We start from the raw sequence: 17,695 nt of genomic DNA, 5'->3' as shown, positions 1-17,695 counted from the left end.
GCGCGGGTGCAAGCGACGCCTGGCGCTGTCCGATTATCCGGATGACCGTGCACTAATTCGCGGGGACTTGACTGAGCGCAAACGGTCATTAACGTAAGCGACAAGTTAGCGACGGTTCCGCACCGTCGCAGTCCCAGGGGGCGGCATGCGGTCTCGCCGCCCGGGTGCGTCCGAAGGCCACGCCCCGGTTCACCGACGGGCTTCGCGGGCTGACGTCAACGGTCCCCTGCGCGGGGGGTGCAGGGGACCGTTGACGTTTCAGCGCACGCGGAAGAACACCGGATCCCAAACGCATCGTCAGCCCGGGACGACCTCGAACCGGGTCCGGCCGTGCATGCGGTAGACCTGGAAGTCGGCATCGAGGGTGAAGATCCGCCGGTCGCCACGCTCTTCGGCCAGTGCGACCAGTGTGGCGTCGGCCAGATCCATCGGCCGGTCAGCGTATTTGACCATCAATGCCGCAGCGCGTTCGATCACCGCCGGTGACAGTTCGGCCAGCACCAGTCGCCGGCTGGTCAGAAGTTTCCACAGTGCCTGTTGGCCCGGCGAGCCGCCGGCCCGCCCGAGCAGATACATCGCCTCGGTGAACGCCGGCCAGGTGGTGACCAGCGGCAGGCGCAGGCCCCGCAGGGTCAGCACGCACGTTTCGTGGTCGGCCTCGTCGGCGTCGATGAGCGCGATCAGCGGACCCGCGTCGGTGAGCGTCACCGGCTGCGTTGTCGGTCCGTGAGGGCCTCGGTGAACGCCTCACCAGTCCGACGGGCACGACCGCCGCCACCGTTGACGGCCCCGATCACGTCGGCGAAGCCTTCAACGGTGTCGGTGTTGAGCACCTCGTCGGCCCGCGCGGTGGCAGCCCGCCGGATGAACTCGGACAGCGACTCGCCTGCGACCGACGCCGCGCGCTGCAGCCGGTTCTCCAGATCGGGACTCAGCCGCAGCGTCTTCATGCGATCCAGGGTATCGCGCATTGGCATCAGCGTGATACGTCTCGTCCTGGTCTCGCTCGCCACGGATCAACGAGACCGGTAGACCTGGGAGCGATGCCCGACCCTGGTGGTCACGATCTGCCCTCGCTGCTCGTCGAGCATGTACAGCACACGGTAGTCACCGCGCCGTGCGGACCACTGGTCCTCGACGTTCCGGCCTCGGCTTCTTGGCGGGCTGTCGCGATGTCCTCATGTCTGCCGGGTTGGGCCTGCCAATGCAGCGGTTCTTCCAGCGCCTCGAGGTCATCCACGGACATCAGCACCGCCGCCGGCTTGCCGTGCCGGCTTAACGCACCCGAAAGATCAGCGTCCGCTGCACGACGAAGTTGATGACCGTCGCGGTGCCCTGCGCGATCACGAACGCCACCGGCAGCGCCCACCGCTGATAGTCCAGCAGCTCCAGCACCAGATGGTTGATCCCCACCTGCACGGCGAACGTCAAGGCGTACAACACCATCACCGCCACGAACCGGCCGGTGTGCGCCGAGGACTGAAACGTCCAACGCCGGTTGATCAGGTACGCGGTGATGGTGCCGGCCACGAAGCTGCATGCCTTGGCCAGGTCGACTTTGACGCCGAAACCCAGGTACAGCAGCAGGTACAACCCGAAGTCCACCACCGCCGACAGCGCCCCGGTGATCAGGAAGCGCCACACCTGGGTGGACAGGTGCAGATGACTGGGCTGCGTCGTCTCGGCCACCCGGGAAGCTTAATCGGCCGTCCTACGCTGAAGAGATGTCCGGCTCGCCGATCACCGCCATCGAGGCCATTCCGCTGCGCATCCCGCTCAAACCGGACCTGCCCGGCGCGGCGCTGTGGGGCGAACGGGTGACGGCCGCGGACTCGCTGCTGGTCAAAGTCACCACCGACGACGGCATCGTCGGCTGGGGCGAGGCGTTCGGGCTCTACGGCACGGCGCTGGCGGCCCACGCGCTCGACGAACTCGTCACACCGTTGTGCCTGGCCCGCGACGCCGCCGACATCACGGCGCTGAGCGACCACGTCCAACGCAAGCTGCACGTGTTCGGCCGCGGCGGGGCGATCACCTACGCGCTGTCTGCGGTCGACATCGCACTGTGGGATATCGCCGGCAAGCGTGCCGGGCTGCCGGTCTCGACGCTGCTCGGCGGCGGCGACGGCCGGGCCATGCCCTGCTACGCCAGCCTGGCCTGCTACACCGAGCCGGACCGGGTCCGCGCCGCGGTGCGTCGCGTCGTCGATGACGGGTTCACCGCGATCAAGCTGCACGAATCCGAGTTGCCGGCGATAGCGGCGGCCCGTGATGAGGCCGGGCCGGCCATAGCGCTGATCGTCGATGCTGGCTGTGCCTGGACGCTTGACCAAGCCCGTGCCGTCGCTCCCGACCTGCACGCGGTGAACATGTTGTTCCTGGAAGAGCCGCTGTGGCCGCCGGAGAACTTCGACGGGCTGGCCGAACTGCGCCGCAGCACCGCTCTACCGATTGCCTCCGGTGAGAACATAGGCACCACAATGGAATTCGAGCGGCTCCTGGATGCCGGTGCGGTGGACTTCGTGCAGCCCAGCCCGGCCAAAGTGGGCGGAATCACCGAGCTACGCAAGGTCTTTGCGCTCGCCGAAGCCCGCGATGTGGCGGTGATGACGCATTCCTTCTACGACGGTCCCGGACTGCTCGCCGCGATCCAGACCGCTGCTGCGCTGGGCGGCGCCGGCGCGATGATCGAGTGGCGCTGGTTCGACCTGGAGGCCTCGATCTACGGCGACGCGCTGACGATGACGGAGGGCCGGGTCACCGTGCCGGATGGGTCCGGGCTGGGCCTCGATCCGGATCCCGACGTCATCAGTGCCTACCGGTTCGGAGTGTGAGTAGCAGCTGATTACGCTGGCCGCAGCTATCACAAGTCGAGGTGCAGTCGCAGCGCCTCGTCGAGTTGGGTGAGTTCGATCGCCGGGAGGCGGCCGATTCGCCGTTGCAGACGTTCGACGGCAACCGACCTGATCTGTTCGGCTTGTGCTTTCGAATCGACGGCCAGGCCGGTGGAGGTGGCCGGCAACAGCACCTGGAACGGGTAGACAGTAGCGGTGTTGCTGGTCACCGGGACGACGGTCACCACGCCGCGACCGAGTCGGCCGGCCGTTGCATTGGCCCGGTCGTTGCTGACGACGACGGCCGGGCGGTACTTGTTCGCTTCGCTTCCGCGGGTCGGGTCAAAGTCGACCTGCCAGATGTCACCGCGGCGCATCGACGGCCCCGTCGTCGGTGGCCCGGTCCCAAACCTGATCCTCACCGTCGGCCGACCACTGCGCCCAAGCGTCGGCGTAGTCGTCTTCGAGGGTGGGGTAGCGCAGCATCCGAATCGCATGCTGGACGGCCGCCGAACGGGACGGCAAACCCGTGCGTTGCGCGTAGGCGTCCAGAGCCTCGACATCCTCGGCGGAAAGACTGATACTCAACTTCATACCACGATGCTACTCAGGTATGACCGCCCGCTACACCCAGTAGGCCACCCGCGCCCGGAACTGGCGCAGCACCAGCGCGGCCACCGACCAGCCGACCACGGTCAGCACCAGCACCACCCCCCAGTGCCGCAGCGGCTGGGCCGCCCCCAGCAGCGGGGCGCGCACGATCTCCAGATAGTGCATCAGCGGGTTGAACTCGATCACCGTCATCCAGCGCGACGCCCCCTGGGCGCGCAGCGTGTCGTAGTTCCAGATGATCGGCGTCATCAGGAACAGCAGCTGCACTACCGAGAACAGCAGCGGGGAGATGTCGCGGTAGCGGGTGGCCAGAATCCCGAAGCACAGCGACACCCACACGCAGTTCAGTGCGATCACCAGTAGCGCCGGGATCACCGAAAGATCCGCCCACGACCAGGGTTTGGGGAAGATCAGTGCGATCGGGATGTAGATGACGATGTTGTGGGCGAACAGGATCATCTGCCGCCACACCAGCCGGTAGACGTGCACGCTCAACGGCGTCGGCAGCTGTTTGATCAACCCCTCGTTGGCCACGAACACGTCGGCGCCCTCCAGGATGGCGGCGTTGAGCAGGTTCCACACGATCAGCCCCAGCGTCACGTACGGCAGGTGCACCGCCAGGTCGAGGTGGAACAGCTTGGAGTACAACCCGCCCATCGCCACCGCGGTGGTGGCGGTGCCGATGGTGATCCAGAACGGGCCCAGCACGCTGCGCCGGTAGCGCTGCTTGATGTCCTGCCAGCCCAGGTGCAGCCACAGCTCGTGGCGACGGAATCCGTCGGTCAGATCGGCCCGCGCCCGTGCGAAGGTGCGCGACTCGCCCGCTATATCGGTGAAACTCATTGCTGCCCCTTGGGTTTGGCGAACTGCTCCCGGCGCCCCAGTCGGCGCAGCCGGGCCCACTCGGCCAGGCCTGCCATGTCCCAGCGGCGTGACACCAGGAAGAACCAGCCGAACCGCAGCCACTCCTGGACCAGCAGTCGGCGCATGCCGGGCTGGGCCATCAGGTAGCCGCGGTTGCGGTAGGTGAAATAGCGCTTCACCGCGTTGTCCGGGTACTGGGTGTGCATCCGGCCGCCCAGGATCGGCTTGAACTCCGCTGAGCCGCACGGATGCAGGTAGGCCGCGGTCAGGCAGGTGCCGAACGCCAGACCGGAGCGCACCAGCCGGCGGTGCACCTCCACTTCGTCGCCGCGCATGAACAACCGCAGGTCGGGCACCCCCACCGCATCGAGTGCATCGGCGGTGAACAGCGCGCCGTTGAACAGCGAGGCGATCCCCGGCAGCAGATCGCCTCCGCCGCTGCGCAATTCGCTGACCTCGCGTCGCCACACCAGTCCGCGCCGCAGCGGGAACGCCAGCCGGGAGGGGTCATCGATGTTGCACACCATCGGCGACACCTCCGCCAGTCGGTGCTGTGAAGCGCACGCCAGCAGCGCGGCCAGCACACCGGAATCGGCCGGCCGTCCGTCGTCGTCGGCCAGCCACACCCAATCCGCGCCGGCCGCCAGCGCGTGCAGGATGCCCAGCGCGAAACCGCCTGCGCCCCCGAGGTTTCGCCGCGACCCGAGATACGTGCACGGCACCGGCTGTCCGGCCACCAGGTCGCGCACCGCGGTGTCACCGGAGGCGAAGTCGTTGTCGACGACGATCACGTGGTCCGGCGCCCGGGTCTGGCTCACCAGCGCTTTGAGGGATTCGGCCAGCTGCTCGACGCGGCGGTGGGTGACCACCACGGCGTAGACGGTCTGACTCACGCCTGATCCCGCGTTTCGGCCAGCACCTCACGCACGTGCCGGGCGGCGTCGGGACCCTCATAGGCGCCGACCACTTCCTCGATTCCGCCGGTCATCTTCACGGTGCCGTGGTCGATCCACATCGCGGTCTTGCACAGCCGGGCCAGAAACTCGTTGGAATGGCTGGCGAACACCAGGATTCCGGAGCGCTCCACCAGCTTCTGCAGCCGGGTCTGGGCCTTCTTCAAGAACTCGGCGTCCACCGCCCCGATGCCCTCATCCAACAGCAGGATCTCCGGGTCGATGCTGGTGACCACGCCCATCGCCAGCCGCACCCGCATCCCGGTGGAGTAGGTGCGCAGCGGCATCGCCAGATAGTCGCCCAGCTCGGTGAATTCGGCGATCTCGTCGACCTTGGCGGCCATCTGCTTGCGGGTCTGACCTAGGAACAGCCCGCGGATGATGATGTTCTCGTAGCCGGAGATCTCCGGGTCCATGCCCACGCCCAGGTCGAACACCGGAGCCACCCGGCCGACCACGGTTGCCGAGCCCCGGGTGGGCTCATAGATGCCCGAAAGTAGCCGCAGCAGTGTGGATTTGCCGGCGCCGTTATGCCCGACCAGACCCACGCGGTCCCCGAGCGACAGTGACATGGTGATGTCGCGCAGTGCCTCGACCACCACCACATTGGAGTTGTTGCGCCCGATCGCCCCGCCTGCCTTGCCGAGGAACGCCTTCTTCAACGACCGCGACTTGGCGTCGAAGATGGGGAATTCCACCCACGCGTCACGGGTCTCGATATGAGGGTCGGTGGCAGACAAGGTGCGCTACAGGTATTGACCGGAACCGGTGTGGCCGTGTCCGCTGTGTCCGGGACCGCCGGCGGTGGGGCCGGGCGGCAGCGCGCCGTGGCGCATCTGCTCCAGCTGCGCACGGGCGGCCATCTGCTGGGCGAACAGCGCGGTCTGGATACCGTGGAACAGCCCCTCCAGCCAGCCGACCAGCTGGGCTTGGGCGATCCGCAGCTCGGCGTCAGACGGGGTGGCGTCCTCGCGCAGCGGCAGCGTCAGCCGGTCCAGCTCCTCGCGCAGCTCGGGGGCCAGGCCGTCTTCGAGTTCACGAATAGAAGCTGCGTGAACCTCACGCAACCGGACCCGGCTGGCCTCATCCAGCGGAGCCGAGCGCACCTCCTCGAGCAACTGTTTGATCATCGTGCCGATCCGCATCACCTTGGCGGGCTGCTCGATCAGGTCGGTCAGCGACGGCTCGTCGTCGTCATCGTCGTCCCCGGCGGGTGCACCGCCGGCGGCCAGCAGCCGCGGGTCGGCGCCGCTGATGATCTCGATGTCGTCTGAGCCGTCTGCGCTGCTACTACCGGTGCTCAACGCCCCTCGCCTCCCTGCCATTCATAGATGCTGGCACCGCCATTGTCGTAGATCTTGGCCCACGACCGCGATTTCTCCAGAGACACTAGTCCGTCGGGCAGCGAGAACCCGCGCACCGTCGGGCTGCTGATCAGCACGTAGCGAATGTTCAGGGCGCGCACGGCCGCGGCCACCCGCGGGTCGGTGTCGGCGTCGTCGGCGTAGGCCCAGAAGACGAACCGGTGCGGGCCCGGACCCTGCTGCTGCGGGTAGTCGTAGTGCGTCCACAGCGGGTGCAGGTCGGCGACGGCGTACATCCAGGCGCTGCCGTCGACGTTGGCGTTGCCGATCACGCTGTCGCGGGCCCCGGGCAGCTCCGCCAGGTGAGCGAACGCCTCCAGGTCGCGGGCGTCGACCATCACCGAGTCGTACTTGTCGCCGATCAGAAACGCGTGCCGCGGCAGGTAGTGCCAGGCCAGCCCCACCGTCGCTACAACTACCGCCGAGCAGACGCAAAAGCCCCCAAATCGGGGCCATTTAGGGGGCTTTGGCGTCTGCTCGGCCAAGAAGGTGACCAGCCACCCCAGACCCACCCCGGCCATCGGGATCAGCAGCAGCGTCATCGCCGCCATGATCCGGCGCGGGTCGCTGTAGAACAGGTCGGTGAAACGGCCGATCACGGCGCCGGCCGGGCCGCCCAGCGGAGCCGAGGACTGCACCACCCCCACCACCAGCACCGCCCACAGCGCCAGCGGCCACCACACCTTCTTGTAGAGCAGCAGCCCCGCCCCGACCGCGGTCAGCCCCACCAGCGTGTACTGCACCGGGAAGTCGTTGAGGTGGCGGGTGTGCAACAACAGCGCGTCGCGCAGCCCCGACTTGCGACCCTCATGGGTCAGGAACGAATGCCCGGCGATGATGTCGGCCTGCTCGCGCACGCTGAGCAGTTGCGGCAACAACAGCAGCCCGGTCGGCACCAGGACAGCGGCCAGCGCCAGGGTGTCGCGCCGCTTGCCCCGCAACGGATTCCACAGCGCCCCGTCGAAGGGGCCAAGCCACCAGGCCGCCAGCAGCAACACCGTCACCACGCCCCCGGTCAGGTGCACCGAGAACACCCCGACCAGCGCCAGCACCGCCACGCCGATCCGATCGCGATGGGTGCGAACCCCCGTGACCAGCGCAAAAGCCGGCACCACCAGCCCGTAGGCCACCAGGTTGGGCATGGCCGCAGTGCCGAACTCGACATAGGGCAGCGCCGTGAACGACGCCGACAACGCGCCGGCGGTAGCCGCCGAAAGCGCAAGCCGGCGCGTGCTCAACATGCGCTGCAGCAGGTTCCAGGTGAGCAGCGCGGCGCTGATCGGGAACAGCCACACCGAGGCGGCCAGCCCGGCCAGCGTGTAGCCGGTGGTGGGCGCCGCGCCGGTCAATTGGCACAGCACCGCGGTCAGCGCGTGGAACGCCGACGGGTAATAGAGCTGAGCGTGGGTCTCGACGTTGCGCAGTTCGCCCATGTGGGTGGGCGAGGCCTGCCCGGTGTCGAGGATGAAGCGGACGGTGTTGGCGTGCCAGACCGCATCCCAGGTGCTGGGAATGCTCTGCCAATCCGGCAGGCCGCGCACCGCCGCCCAGCCGATCAGCAGCATGCCCAGCAACACCCCGGCGGCCACGGTGAGCATCGGCCCCACGGCGGTCCCCGGCGCCGCCACATGAATGCCGGGCCGGCGGTCCAGCAACCCCCGAACACCGCGCGCCAGGCCGGCCAGCAGCGCCCCGACCACCACCAGCGCGGCCAGCGCGGTGCCGGCGTTCCACGGGATCCCGAGCGCACCGAACGGCACGATGGCCAGCCCGACCACCCCGTAGGTCAGCGCCGGGCCGACCGTCACCGCCAGCGGCCACGTCAGTCGCGACCCGGCGGCGATGAGTGCTCCCGGTGCGACCAGCAGCAGTAGCGCGGCAACCATTCCGAACCCCAGAAGCACTGCACTAGTATGTCTGCCAAGGTGACACGGTTCAGCGCTGCGGGGGAGCTATCCCGTTACCCGATACTTTCGCCGATCACCCGATCTTGAGAAGTTCTAAGGTGGCTGACATGGCCTATGACGTCGCCCGGGTGCGTGGACTGCACCCGACGCTCGGTGACGGATGGGTGCATTTCGACGCGCCGACGGGCATGTTGATCCCGGACTCGGTGGCGACCACGGTTTCGACCGCTTTCCGGGGATCGCTGGCCACGTCGACGGGTCCGCATCCGGCCGCCCGACGCAGTGCCGCGGTGCTGGTCGCCGCGCGCCAGGCCGTCGCCGACCTGGTGGGCGCCGATCCCGCCGGGGTGGTGCTGGGGCCGGATCGCGCGGTGCTGCTGAGCGCGCTGGCCGATGCGGCGTCGTCGCGGGTGAGCCTGGGCTACGAGACGCTGGTCAGCCGGCTCGATGACGAGGCCAACATCGCCCCGTGGGTGCGCGCCGCCAACCGCTACGGCGCCAAACTCAAATGGGCCGAGGTGGACATCGAGACCGGGGAGCTGCCGGGCTGGCAGTGGGAGAACCTGATCACCCCGTCGACCCGGCTGGTGGCGGTCAGCTCGGCGTCGGGGGTGCTGGGCACGGTCACCGATCTACGGCCCGTCACCAAGTTGATCCACGACGTCGGTGGGGTGGCCGTGGTCGACCATTGCGCGGCGGCGCCGTACCAGTTGCTCGACATCAACGACGTCGAGGCCGACGTGGTGGCCCTCAACGCGGCCCGCTGGGGCGGCCCGCCCGTGGGGGCGCTGGTCTTCCGCGACCCGGCGCTGATCGACACGTTCGGGTCGGTGTCGTTGAACCCGCACGCCGTCGGCGCGGCGCGGCTGGAGGTCGGGCTGCATCAGTTCGGGCTGCTGGCGGGCCTGGTGGCCAGCGTCGAATACCTGGCCTCGCTCGACGAGTCCGCCCGGGGCAGCCGGCCCGAGCGGCTGGCGGTCTCGATGCAGTCGGCCGGGGCGTATCTGCATCGGCTGTTCGACTACCTGGTCGGCTCGCTGCGGTCGCTGCCGCTGGTGATGATGATCGGCCAGCCCGAGGTCCGGATTCCGGTGGTCAGCTTCGCGGTGCGCAATGTGACCGCCGAGCGGGTGGTGCAGCGGTTGGCCGACAACGGCGTGCTGGCGATCGCCAACGCCGGGGCGCGGGTGCTGGACGTGATCGGGGTCAACGACATCGGCGGAGCGGTCACCGTGGGGCTGAGCCACTACTCGACGACCTCGGAAGTCGACCAGTTGGTGCGCGCGCTGGCATCGTTGGGCTGACCGAGGCTCCGGTCCCCTTCGCCCCGCTACGCTGTGGGCCGATACCCCCAAGCACTTCCTAAGGCAGATCAGACGATGGCAGAACCGACGACTTCCCTGGCCCCCTTGGCGCTGGACACGCTGGTCGACCTGTTGCAGCAGCAGGCTGCGCGGTTGCAAGACACGCCCGCATTCATCTTCTGCCCGGAGGGCGACACCGAAGAAGCCCGGATCACCTACCGGGAACTGGACAGCCGGGCCCGTTCCATCGCGGTGGACCTGCAACGCCAGGGTGCCGCCGGCGAGCGGGTGCTGGTGCTCTGCCGGCCGGGGGTGGACAGCGTGGCCGGGCTGTTCGGCTGTTTCTACGCCGGCGCCGTCGCGGTCCCGGTCGACGAGCACTGGCCGATCCGGCGGATCGAGACCGTCGTCCCCGAGGCGGATGCGCGTTTCGCGCTGGCCACGGCCAAGACCCAGGCAAAAATGAAGGCCGCCGTGGACGGCCTCAGCGCCGGGCCGAAGCTGAGCTGGCTGGCCATGGACGAGGTCGAGGACGACGGCCCCGACTGGGAACTGCAGGGCATCGGTGCCGACAGTCTGGCCATGATCCAGTACACGTCGGGCTCCACCGGGATACCGAAGGGTTGCGTGCTGACTCATCGCAACTACGTGAGCAACCTCGAGATCATGCGCTGGGCACTGAACCCGCCCGACGATGCTCCGGTGCTCAACAGCCCGATCAGCGGGGTGTCCTGGCTGCCGCAGTACCACGACATGGGATTCGTCGGGGGCATCCTCGGCACCATCTACGGCGGCCGCACCACGGTGTTGATGTCGCCGAGTGCGTTCCTGATGCGCCCCATCCGGTGGCTGCAGGCGATCTCGCGCTTCCAGGCCACGATCACGGCCGCACCCAACTTCGCCTACGAGGCCTGCGTCAAACGCAGCACCCCCGAACAGCGCGCCGCACTGGATCTGTCGAGCCTGTCGATCGCGGTGGTCGGCGCCGGGCCGATCAGCTCCGAGACGTTGCGGTCCTTCACCGAGACGTTCGCGCCGGCCGGTTTCAGGGCCGAGGCCTTCATTCCGGCCTACGGTCTGGCCGAGGCGACCCTGGGTGTGACGGGGATGTCCGATTCGCCGGTGCCAGTGGTCCGGCACTTCGACCGGACCTCGCTCGGTGAGGACCGGGTCGTGGAGGTGCCCGACGACTCCGGCGGTTCAGCGAGGCTCGACGAAGGAGAGGCGAAGCTGGGACCGCCGCATGACCCCGCCGGGGCGCTGTCCCTGGTGGCCTGCGGCGCCAAAGCCGAGACGCAGGAAGTGCTGATCGTCGACCCCGAGACGCGCGTGCGCCGCGGCGACGACGAAGTCGGCGAGATCTGGGTCGCCGGACCCAGCGTCGGGGTGGGCTACTGGGGGCGCCCCGAGGAGACCGAGTACGCGTTCGACGCGCACCTGGCCGACACCGGGGAAGGCCCCTACCTGCGCAGCGGCGACTTGGGATTCTTCCGGGACGGTGAGCTGTATGTCACCGGGCGGTGCAAGGACCTGATGACGATCGGCGGCTACAGCCACTATCCCAACGACATCGAGCTGACCGTGCAGGATTGCCACCCGGCACTGATGCCCGGCCGCGGTGCGGTGTTCCAGCTACCGACCGAGCGCTACGCCCCCGAGTACCTGGTCGTGGTGCAGGAGGTCCACCACCACGAGGCCGCCGGGGTCGATCTGGACGGCCTGATCGAATCGATCCGCGCCGCGATCCGCGCCCACCACGGGGTCGACGCGCAGGCGGTGGTGCTGCTCAAGCCGATGCGGATCCCGACCACCACCAGCGGCAAGATTCAGCGCGGCGCCTGCCGCGATCAGTACGTTGCCGGTGAGTTGGTGGCGCTGGCCCAGTGGGCCGAGCCCCGGCCGGAGAACAAGGCCCAGGGGGTCAAGGGTGCGCTGATGGCCGGCCTGGGGCGGCTCGTCGCCGCTAATCTGGGGCAGCGGGTCGAGGGCTCGGATCAGCCGGGCCGGTCCTGACGGGCAGTCCTGCGGGGGCGACGACGCCCTGAGATTGCTCGTCGATGTTCCCCGACGGTGTCCTCGATACCGTTGCGTTATTAGTCGGTGTCGCGGATCGCTACCAGGTGCTCCAGCTGTTTGCCATGAAAAGCTCTTCGGCGCAGTGGAACCCGAGATCGCCGGTGCGCAGGAAAGTCGACCTTTGCCGAGGTTGGCCGCCGCCGCTTTGACGGTGCGTTCGGTCTGCTGCGGCTGCATCCAATAGTGCTGCGCGACACCGGAAACCGTTGCTTGGATCGCGCCGCCGGGTCGGCCTGCACGCGAGGCGGGTCTCTGGGCGCCTGCGGAAGACCGCGCTGTCATGCCAGGGGATTCGGCGGCAGGCCATGACATGTTTGTGGACTTTGCTCGACCCTGACATGTTTCCGATGAGCGCGGTGTCATCCGGGTTGATATCCGGCGCAACCCATTCGGCGGCCCGCGAGTCGGTGACCTGATCGAGGCTGGACGACTGCAGTGACGGGCCTCACCGGCCGGGCGCAGGCGGAAACCGACTTCGTCGTCGGCGTAACGGTGCGCCGGTTGCTTGCGCTGGCCTCAGGTTTGCTGCGCTCAACCCTGGGCCCCGCCTCAGCGGGCTGACGCATCTCCGAATCAGCATTAACTAAACCTAAGAACTACATTTTCGGCTGGTCGGATGTATCGTCGCCTCAGGCGTACAGGCGTCCTCACTGACGGACGATCTATCGCGATACGTGGCGATACGGGGCGTTTTTCGAACGATTCTCATTAGAAAACTTCCGCGTCGACAAACCCAAAAACTCATGTAAAGTTCAGCAACGTCCATGATCAGTTCCCTAGGAGAGCATGATGCAGCTGGCGCTACGCCCGTACGTCACCCCCGGCGTCGCCATTGCGGGTGCCGCCTTGATCGCCGTCAATACGGCGGTCCCGCTTACTGCCCTGCAGTCGGCTCCCGCGCCGCGGCAGCAGCTCGACAACGTCGTGCACTATCCCGTGCAGCTCACGGCGGACTTCTTCGGCCCTTATGTCGACCTCTTCAACAACACCGCCGCGAACCTGGTGGCGATGGGGACCGACAACGGCTGGGGCAACATGCTCGAGCAGATCTTCAGTGACCCCAGCTCGCTGTCGCGGCTGCCCGAGGTGTTCGACTTCCTGACCAGCCTGATGCCTCAGATCAGCGGCGAAGACCCGCTCATGGTCCTGCTCTCGCCGATCCTGACCATCGGCATGGGCATCATCGGTCCGATGATCACGGTCAACGACGCGTGGCAGGACATCCTCAACCAGATTTTCAACCCGAGCGACCCGCTGGACCCGTTCGCGGCGATCTTCACCGCGGCGCCGCGACTGCTCGACGCATTCCTCAACGGCACCAGCACCATTGGTGCGCTCGGTATCGACGTCCCCGCCTTCAACGGGATCCTGGTCGCCGGCCAGAACCTGGTCATCGACATGACCGCGGGCGATCTGGTCGACGAGCTGAACATCGGTGATGAGACCATCGCCGGCCTGCTCGACCAGATCGGGATCGGCACCATGCCGGTGGCGGGCATGTTGACCGGCCTGTTGGACAGCCTGGGCATGGGCGATCAGACCCCCGTCGACGTGCTCGACTCGCTCGGTTTGGCTGACCTCGAGGTCGCCGGCGTGTTGACGACCGTTCTCGACGCCGTGGGCATCGGCAACCCGACCATTGCTGAGCTCATGGACCAGCTGGGCATCGGGGACGTGCAGGTCGCTGACCTCGTGATCGACTTGACCCACGCGCTCGGATTCGAGAACCCGACGGTCGTCGACATCGCCGACAGCGTCGGTGTGGCCGACCTCAAGCTGGCCGACCTCGGCATGACCGTGTTCAACGCGCTGGGCATCGGTGACCCGACCGTCAACGAGTTGCTCGGCGACCTCGGCGCCGACGACCTGACGTTGAACGGACTGCTGCACACCGCGGTCGACGCGCTCGGCCTGGGCGGCACCACGGCGGGGGGCCTGCTCGACGCGGTCGGCATCGGCGCCCAGAGCACCCACGAGTTCTTCGGCTCGCTGCTCGACGGCCTGGGCCTGGGCAACCAGACCATCATGGACCTGCTGAGCCAGGCCGGCCTCGCCGACGCCGACGTGGCCCAGTTGGCCGTTGCCGTGCTGGGCGAATCGGGCAACGTAACGGTTGCCGACGTCATGGGCTTCGCGGGCTTCGGCACCGTCACGGTCGGGGACATCACCGACCTGATGGGCATCACCAACATGTCGGTGGGCGACATCGTCGGAAACCTGGAGCCCTACACCGGCGTTCTCACGATCAACGACATGCTCGCCGCCACCGGCATGACCCCGCTGGACAAGGGTGGTGACGCCCTGCTGACCGATTCCCTGGCGAGCATGACCATCGCCTCCGTCATGGGCGACCAGTTGAACGATCCGCTCATTTCGATGCTCGGCGACATGGGCACCGCCACGCTGGCCGACATGATCCAAGAGAACTTCTCGATGACCCTCGGTCAGATGCTCGCCGACTCGGGCATGGCCGACCAGACCCTGCTCGAGCTGTTGCTGGCGGGAATGCCCGACCAGCCACTCTCGGAGCTGCTCGGTCCGCTGGGCGCCACCACGCTTTCCGACCTGATCAACCAGCTGGTCCCGGCCGACCAGACCATCGCCGACATGCTCGACCAGGCGGGCATCGGCAACCAGCACATCAGCGAACTCCTCAACCAGTTCCTCGGTGACCAGACCGTGGCCGGCGCGCTCGACGACGGCGGCCTGGGCAGCATGCACCTCGACGACATCATCAGCCAGGCGCTGGGTCCGCAGAGCCTCAACGAGATGCTCAACGAATTCGGCCTCGGCGGGCAGTCGCTGGGCGACCTGTTCGACCAGTTCTTGGGCAGCATGACCATCGGTGACGCGCTCATCGACGCCGGCCTGGGAACGCAGACCCTCAACGAGCTGATCGACTCGATGTTCGGCGATTCGACGGTGAGCTCGCTGCTCGGCGACTTCGGCACTCAGACCGTCGACGAACTGCTCGCGTCGATGGGCCTGGGTGACCTCACCCTCATCAATGCGCAGATCGGCGAGTTCTTCGGCTCGATGTCCTACTGGCTCGACGGCCTAGGGGACCAGATCGCGGAGATCCTCGGTGCTTAAGCGACCCCAAGACTCTGGAACTTCCGTCCGGGAGGGCATCATGCAGCAAACACTTCGTCCCTACGTCACCACCGGCTTGGCGATTGTCGGGGTGGGCCTCGTCGCCGCACCGCCGGTGACGTCACAGCTGCCGCAACTGCAGCGTGAGATCGCCGCCGTGCAGCAGCGGTCCGTCGCCCTGACCGCCGACGGCGACTTCTTCTCGCCGTGGACGGACCTGTTCAACAACACCGCGGCCAACCTGCAGGCGTTGAACCAGAACTCGGTCGACATGTGGGGGCTGCTGGTCCACGTCTTCACCAACCCGACGCAAGCGATTTCCGGCATCCCGGATGTCATCAACATCTTCACCAATCCGCTGCCCGGCATCGACGTGCAGGCCTTCCCCTTCCCGGTCGATATCGACCTGCAGCTGCCGCTGTGGTTGAACTCGCTGCTCACCGGCATGGGGCCGATGATGGCCGTCTTCGCCGCGATGCAGCAGCTGATGCAGCAGATCCTCGACTTCACCGACCCGATGGGGGCGCTGTCGGCGCTGGTCGGCGCGCCGGCGACGCTGCTTGACGCGTTCTTGAACGGCCACGAGAGCCTGGACATCGCGGGCTTCAGCCTCCCGCTGTTCAATGGCCTCCTCACCCCGGCTCAGCCCGGACTGAGCCTCGATGTCGGCGGTGTCGTCGACATGACCGGCCTCGGCGACACCACCATCACCGACCTGCTGAGCCAGGCCGGCATCGGAGACACGCCGCTGGACACCTTGATCATCGATCTGCTCGACCAGGTCGGTTACGGCCACATGACGCCGGTGGATCTGCTCGACGAGTTCGGGGTCGGCACCGAGACCCTGTCCAACCTGCTGATCGGCCTGTTCAACGAGGCGGGCATCGGCAACCCGACGATCGCCGAGCTGCTGACCGACCTCGGCGGTATCAGCCCGGATGACTCGATCGCGAGCCTGCTGATCGCCCTGCTCAACTCCCCGGAAATCGGGATCGGCAACCCCACTCTCTCCGAGTTCATCCTGGACCTGGTGGGCGGCGACAACGCAACCGTGGGCGGCCTGATCAAGGACCTGCTCGGCGCCCAGGGCAGCGAATCCCTCGCCAGCCTGGTTGACCCGTCGTGGACCGTCGGCGGTTTGTTGACCGACTCGCTGGGCGACCCTCCGCTGACCGAGCTCTTCGAGCAGCTGGGCCTCGGCGGCATCACGGTCGGCGAGCTGACCGGCATGTTCGGCGAATACGGCGAGCAAACATTGATCGACCTGCTCAACGACGGTTTCATGCCGGGAATGACGGGCGACTCCGAGCTGATGGACGTGCTGCTCTCGATGTTCCCGCCCGGTGCTACTTTGGCCGATTTGATGGGGGATTACGGCTTCACGACCCTCGGCCAAATGCTGGAGGAAATGCCGATCGGCGAGAACGACATGGGTTACGACCCCACCACTCCGGTGACCGATGTCGGGCTCGTGGACTTGATGTACACGCTTCCCAGCCCAGAACCGGGCTACCCGAACCTGGCCGAAACGCCGCTGGGTGTTCTCGCCCCCGATCAGGCCTCCCTTCTCGAGAAGGCCGGCAACCCGACGCTGGGCGCGGTGATGGGTCCCAACACCGTCGGCGAAGTCGTGCAGAACATGGGCCTCTACGACGTCAACGTGTTCACTCTGCTCGGCGCCATGAACCTCGACGACTACGAGCTGGCGACGCTGTTCGAGGGCCTGGGCGACCTGACCGGCAATGTCACCGTGGAGGAGTTCTTAACCGCCTGGGATTTCAACCCGACGTTGACCGAGCTCATGACGAACGTCTTCGGCGGGCTCGGCTTGACCGACACCACCCTGTTGTCGCTGTTCTCGGACTGGGGGATGGACAGCGTCAGCCTGGGCGGCCTTATCGACAGCCTCGGCTTGAACGATCTCTACATCCAGGCGATGCTCAACAACCTCGGCCTGAACAACATCGACCTGGATATGTTCATCGACCGACTCGGGTTGAGCGACATCTATATCGCCAACCTGCTCAACGGCCTGGGTATGGGCGACCAGCACCTCGACGACTTCATCAACGAACTGCTCGGCACTACGTCGATCGGCAGCATGCTGGGCGGCCTGGGCCTCGACGAGGTCTATCTGGACGACTTCATCACCGACGTGATGACCAGCCTGCTCGGCGACCCGACGCTGAGCACGTTCCTGGGCTGGTTGGGCCTGGACAACTATGACCTGGACACCATCGTCGCCAACCTCGGCCTCGGTGATGTAACGATCAACTCGCTGCTCACCGACCTCGGCTTCGGCGACCTCGACATCAACGGCCTGATCGATGGCATGGGTCTTTCCGACCTGGGCATCCTCAACTTCGACAGCGACTTCTTCGGGATGTTGCCGCTGTGGCTGAACGATATTCCGCAACAGATAGCCGAAGCGTTGGGCTTCTACGGCTGACCCGCGACAACCAATCCCGATGTTCCAGAACCGATAGACAACCAGAGCCAGGACAACTGTGGGCCGCACAGATAGGAAATCCCAAATGACTGACAAGCAGCACCGTGAAGAGCGTCGTGGTTTGACCGGCGCGGTCGGCCGACGGAGCCGCCGGGTGGCGGCCGCCGGTAGTGCGGTGGGGGCGTTTTTGGCGTTTGGGATGGCGCCGTTGGCGGCTGCGCCGGTGGCCAAGGCTGATG

15 protein-coding genes and 2 pseudogenes are annotated in these 17,695 nt (G+C 67.1%); 5 read left to right on the top strand and 12 right to left on the bottom strand.

Going from position 1 to position 17,695, the window contains the following annotated elements; all coding sequences use genetic code 11:
* Positions 1 to 297 precede the first annotated feature (297 nt).
* The 5 genes and pseudogenes from BST10_RS12355 to BST10_RS12340 form a co-directional block, all read right to left on the bottom strand.
* On the bottom strand, positions 298 to 708 hold the full coding sequence (locus BST10_RS12355) for a type II toxin-antitoxin system VapC family toxin (RefSeq protein ID WP_083038013.1): 411 nt from the start codon (positions 706 to 708) through the stop codon (positions 298 to 300).
* Positions 705 to 950, bottom strand: coding sequence for a type II toxin -antitoxin system TacA 1-like antitoxin (locus tag BST10_RS12350; RefSeq protein WP_163762384.1), 246 nt, complete (start codon positions 948 to 950; stop codon positions 705 to 707). The genes BST10_RS12355 and BST10_RS12350 overlap by 4 nt, the downstream gene beginning before the upstream one ends.
* Positions 951 to 1,016: 66 nt before the next feature.
* Positions 1,017 to 1,145, bottom strand: a pseudogene (locus BST10_RS24345) (type II toxin-antitoxin system RelE family toxin); the annotation flags it as partial.
* A 59-nt stretch (positions 1,146 to 1,204) separates the two neighbouring features.
* A pseudogene (locus BST10_RS24340) lies at positions 1,205 to 1,264 on the bottom strand (hypothetical protein); the annotation flags it as partial.
* Positions 1,265 to 1,275: 11 nt separating this feature from the next.
* Positions 1,276 to 1,689 carry a GtrA family protein gene (locus BST10_RS12340; RefSeq protein WP_083038009.1) on the bottom strand — a complete coding sequence of 138 codons (414 nt, stop codon included), beginning with the start codon at positions 1,687 to 1,689 and terminating at the stop codon, positions 1,276 to 1,278.
* A 35-nt stretch (positions 1,690 to 1,724) separates the two neighbouring features.
* Here BST10_RS12340 and BST10_RS12335 point away from each other — a divergent pair, with 35 nt between their 5' ends.
* Positions 1,725 to 2,834: a mandelate racemase/muconate lactonizing enzyme family protein gene (locus tag BST10_RS12335; RefSeq protein ID WP_083038008.1), complete on the top strand. Its 1,110-nt coding sequence runs from the start codon at positions 1,725 to 1,727 to the stop codon at positions 2,832 to 2,834.
* Positions 2,835 to 2,863: 29 nt separating this feature from the next.
* Here the strand turns inward: BST10_RS12335 and BST10_RS12330 are convergent, their stop codons facing one another.
* The 7 genes from BST10_RS12330 to BST10_RS12300 are packed head-to-tail and all read right to left on the bottom strand — an operon-like array spanning position 2,864 to position 8,531.
* Positions 2,864 to 3,211 (bottom strand): type II toxin-antitoxin system PemK/MazF family toxin, encoded by a 348-nt coding sequence (locus BST10_RS12330; RefSeq protein WP_013831006.1) that lies wholly within the window; start codon positions 3,209 to 3,211, stop codon positions 2,864 to 2,866.
* Positions 3,198 to 3,428 carry a ribbon-helix-helix domain-containing protein gene (locus BST10_RS12325; protein ID WP_013831005.1) on the bottom strand — a complete coding sequence of 77 codons (231 nt, stop codon included), beginning with the start codon at positions 3,426 to 3,428 and terminating at the stop codon, positions 3,198 to 3,200. The genes BST10_RS12330 and BST10_RS12325 overlap by 14 nt, the downstream gene beginning before the upstream one ends.
* Positions 3,429 to 3,458: 30 nt before the next feature.
* Positions 3,459 to 4,289: a galactan export ABC transporter permease subunit Wzm/RfbD gene (gene wzm / locus BST10_RS12320; RefSeq protein ID WP_083038006.1), complete on the bottom strand. Its 831-nt coding sequence runs from the start codon at positions 4,287 to 4,289 to the stop codon at positions 3,459 to 3,461.
* Entirely contained in the window at positions 4,286 to 5,203 is a 918-nt protein-coding gene (gene glfT1, locus BST10_RS12315; RefSeq protein ID WP_083038004.1) for a galactofuranosyltransferase GlfT1, read from the bottom strand. The genes wzm and glfT1 overlap by 4 nt, the downstream gene beginning before the upstream one ends.
* Entirely contained in the window at positions 5,200 to 6,003 is an 804-nt protein-coding gene (wzt, locus tag BST10_RS12310) for a galactan export ABC transporter ATP-binding subunit Wzt/RfbE (protein ID WP_083038002.1), read from the bottom strand. The genes glfT1 and wzt overlap by 4 nt, the downstream gene beginning before the upstream one ends.
* Before the next feature lie 6 nt (positions 6,004 to 6,009).
* Positions 6,010 to 6,588, bottom strand: coding sequence for a bacterial proteasome activator family protein (locus BST10_RS12305; RefSeq protein WP_083038000.1), 579 nt, complete (start codon positions 6,586 to 6,588; stop codon positions 6,010 to 6,012).
* Complete coding sequence (locus BST10_RS12300; RefSeq protein WP_083037999.1) at positions 6,564 to 8,531, bottom strand: DUF6541 family protein; 1,968 nt, start codon at positions 8,529 to 8,531, stop codon at positions 6,564 to 6,566. Before BST10_RS12300 ends, BST10_RS12305 begins: the two co-directional genes overlap by 25 nt.
* Positions 8,532 to 8,641: 110 nt before the next feature.
* Between BST10_RS12300 and BST10_RS12295 the strand changes: the two genes are divergently transcribed.
* From BST10_RS12295 to BST10_RS12280, 4 genes are all read left to right on the top strand, one after another.
* Complete coding sequence (locus BST10_RS12295) at positions 8,642 to 9,838, top strand: cysteine desulfurase-like protein (protein WP_083037998.1); 1,197 nt, start codon at positions 8,642 to 8,644, stop codon at positions 9,836 to 9,838.
* A 75-nt stretch (positions 9,839 to 9,913) separates the two neighbouring features.
* Entirely contained in the window at positions 9,914 to 11,851 is a 1,938-nt protein-coding gene (locus tag BST10_RS12290) for a fatty acyl-AMP ligase (RefSeq protein WP_235673657.1), read from the top strand.
* An 852-nt stretch (positions 11,852 to 12,703) separates the two neighbouring features.
* Positions 12,704 to 15,007: a hypothetical protein gene (locus BST10_RS12285; RefSeq protein ID WP_083038109.1), complete on the top strand. Its 2,304-nt coding sequence runs from the start codon at positions 12,704 to 12,706 to the stop codon at positions 15,005 to 15,007.
* A gap of 40 nt (positions 15,008 to 15,047) precedes the next feature.
* Complete coding sequence (locus BST10_RS12280; protein ID WP_083037997.1) at positions 15,048 to 17,456, top strand: hypothetical protein; 2,409 nt, start codon at positions 15,048 to 15,050, stop codon at positions 17,454 to 17,456.
* Positions 17,457 to 17,695: the final 239 nt, after the last annotated feature.

This window comes from Mycolicibacter algericus DSM 45454 (genome assembly GCF_002086455.1).
In the GTDB taxonomy this organism is placed as follows: domain Bacteria; phylum Actinomycetota; class Actinomycetes; order Mycobacteriales; family Mycobacteriaceae; genus Mycobacterium; species Mycobacterium algericum.
The sequence above is the reverse complement of the archived record's forward strand: the minus strand, read 5'-3'. Positions and strand labels throughout refer to the sequence as shown.

Excerpts from the sequence above, each read along its gene's own strand:
- BST10_RS12285 (WP_083038109.1), top strand. The coding sequence starts at position 12,704 with ATGCAGCTGGCGCTACGCCCGTACGTCACCCCCGGCGTCGCCATTGCG.
- BST10_RS12335 (WP_083038008.1), top strand. The coding sequence starts at position 1,725 with ATGTCCGGCTCGCCGATCACCGCCATCGAGGCCATTCCGCTGCGCATC.
- BST10_RS12290 (WP_235673657.1), top strand. The coding sequence starts at position 9,914 with ATGGCAGAACCGACGACTTCCCTGGCCCCCTTGGCGCTGGACACGCTG.
- BST10_RS12305 (WP_083038000.1), bottom strand. The coding sequence starts at position 6,588 with ATGGCAGGGAGGCGAGGGGCGTTGAGCACCGGTAGTAGCAGCGCAGAC.
- wzm (WP_083038006.1), bottom strand. The coding sequence starts at position 4,289 with ATGAGTTTCACCGATATAGCGGGCGAGTCGCGCACCTTCGCACGGGCG.
- BST10_RS12330 (WP_013831006.1), bottom strand. The coding sequence starts at position 3,211 with ATGCGCCGCGGTGACATCTGGCAGGTCGACTTTGACCCGACCCGCGGA.
- BST10_RS12295 (WP_083037998.1), top strand. The coding sequence starts at position 8,642 with ATGGCCTATGACGTCGCCCGGGTGCGTGGACTGCACCCGACGCTCGGT.
- BST10_RS12280 (WP_083037997.1), top strand. The coding sequence starts at position 15,048 with ATGCAGCAAACACTTCGTCCCTACGTCACCACCGGCTTGGCGATTGTC.
- BST10_RS12325 (WP_013831005.1), bottom strand. The coding sequence starts at position 3,428 with ATGAAGTTGAGTATCAGTCTTTCCGCCGAGGATGTCGAGGCTCTGGAC.
- BST10_RS12350 (WP_163762384.1), bottom strand. The coding sequence starts at position 950 with ATGAAGACGCTGCGGCTGAGTCCCGATCTGGAGAACCGGCTGCAGCGC.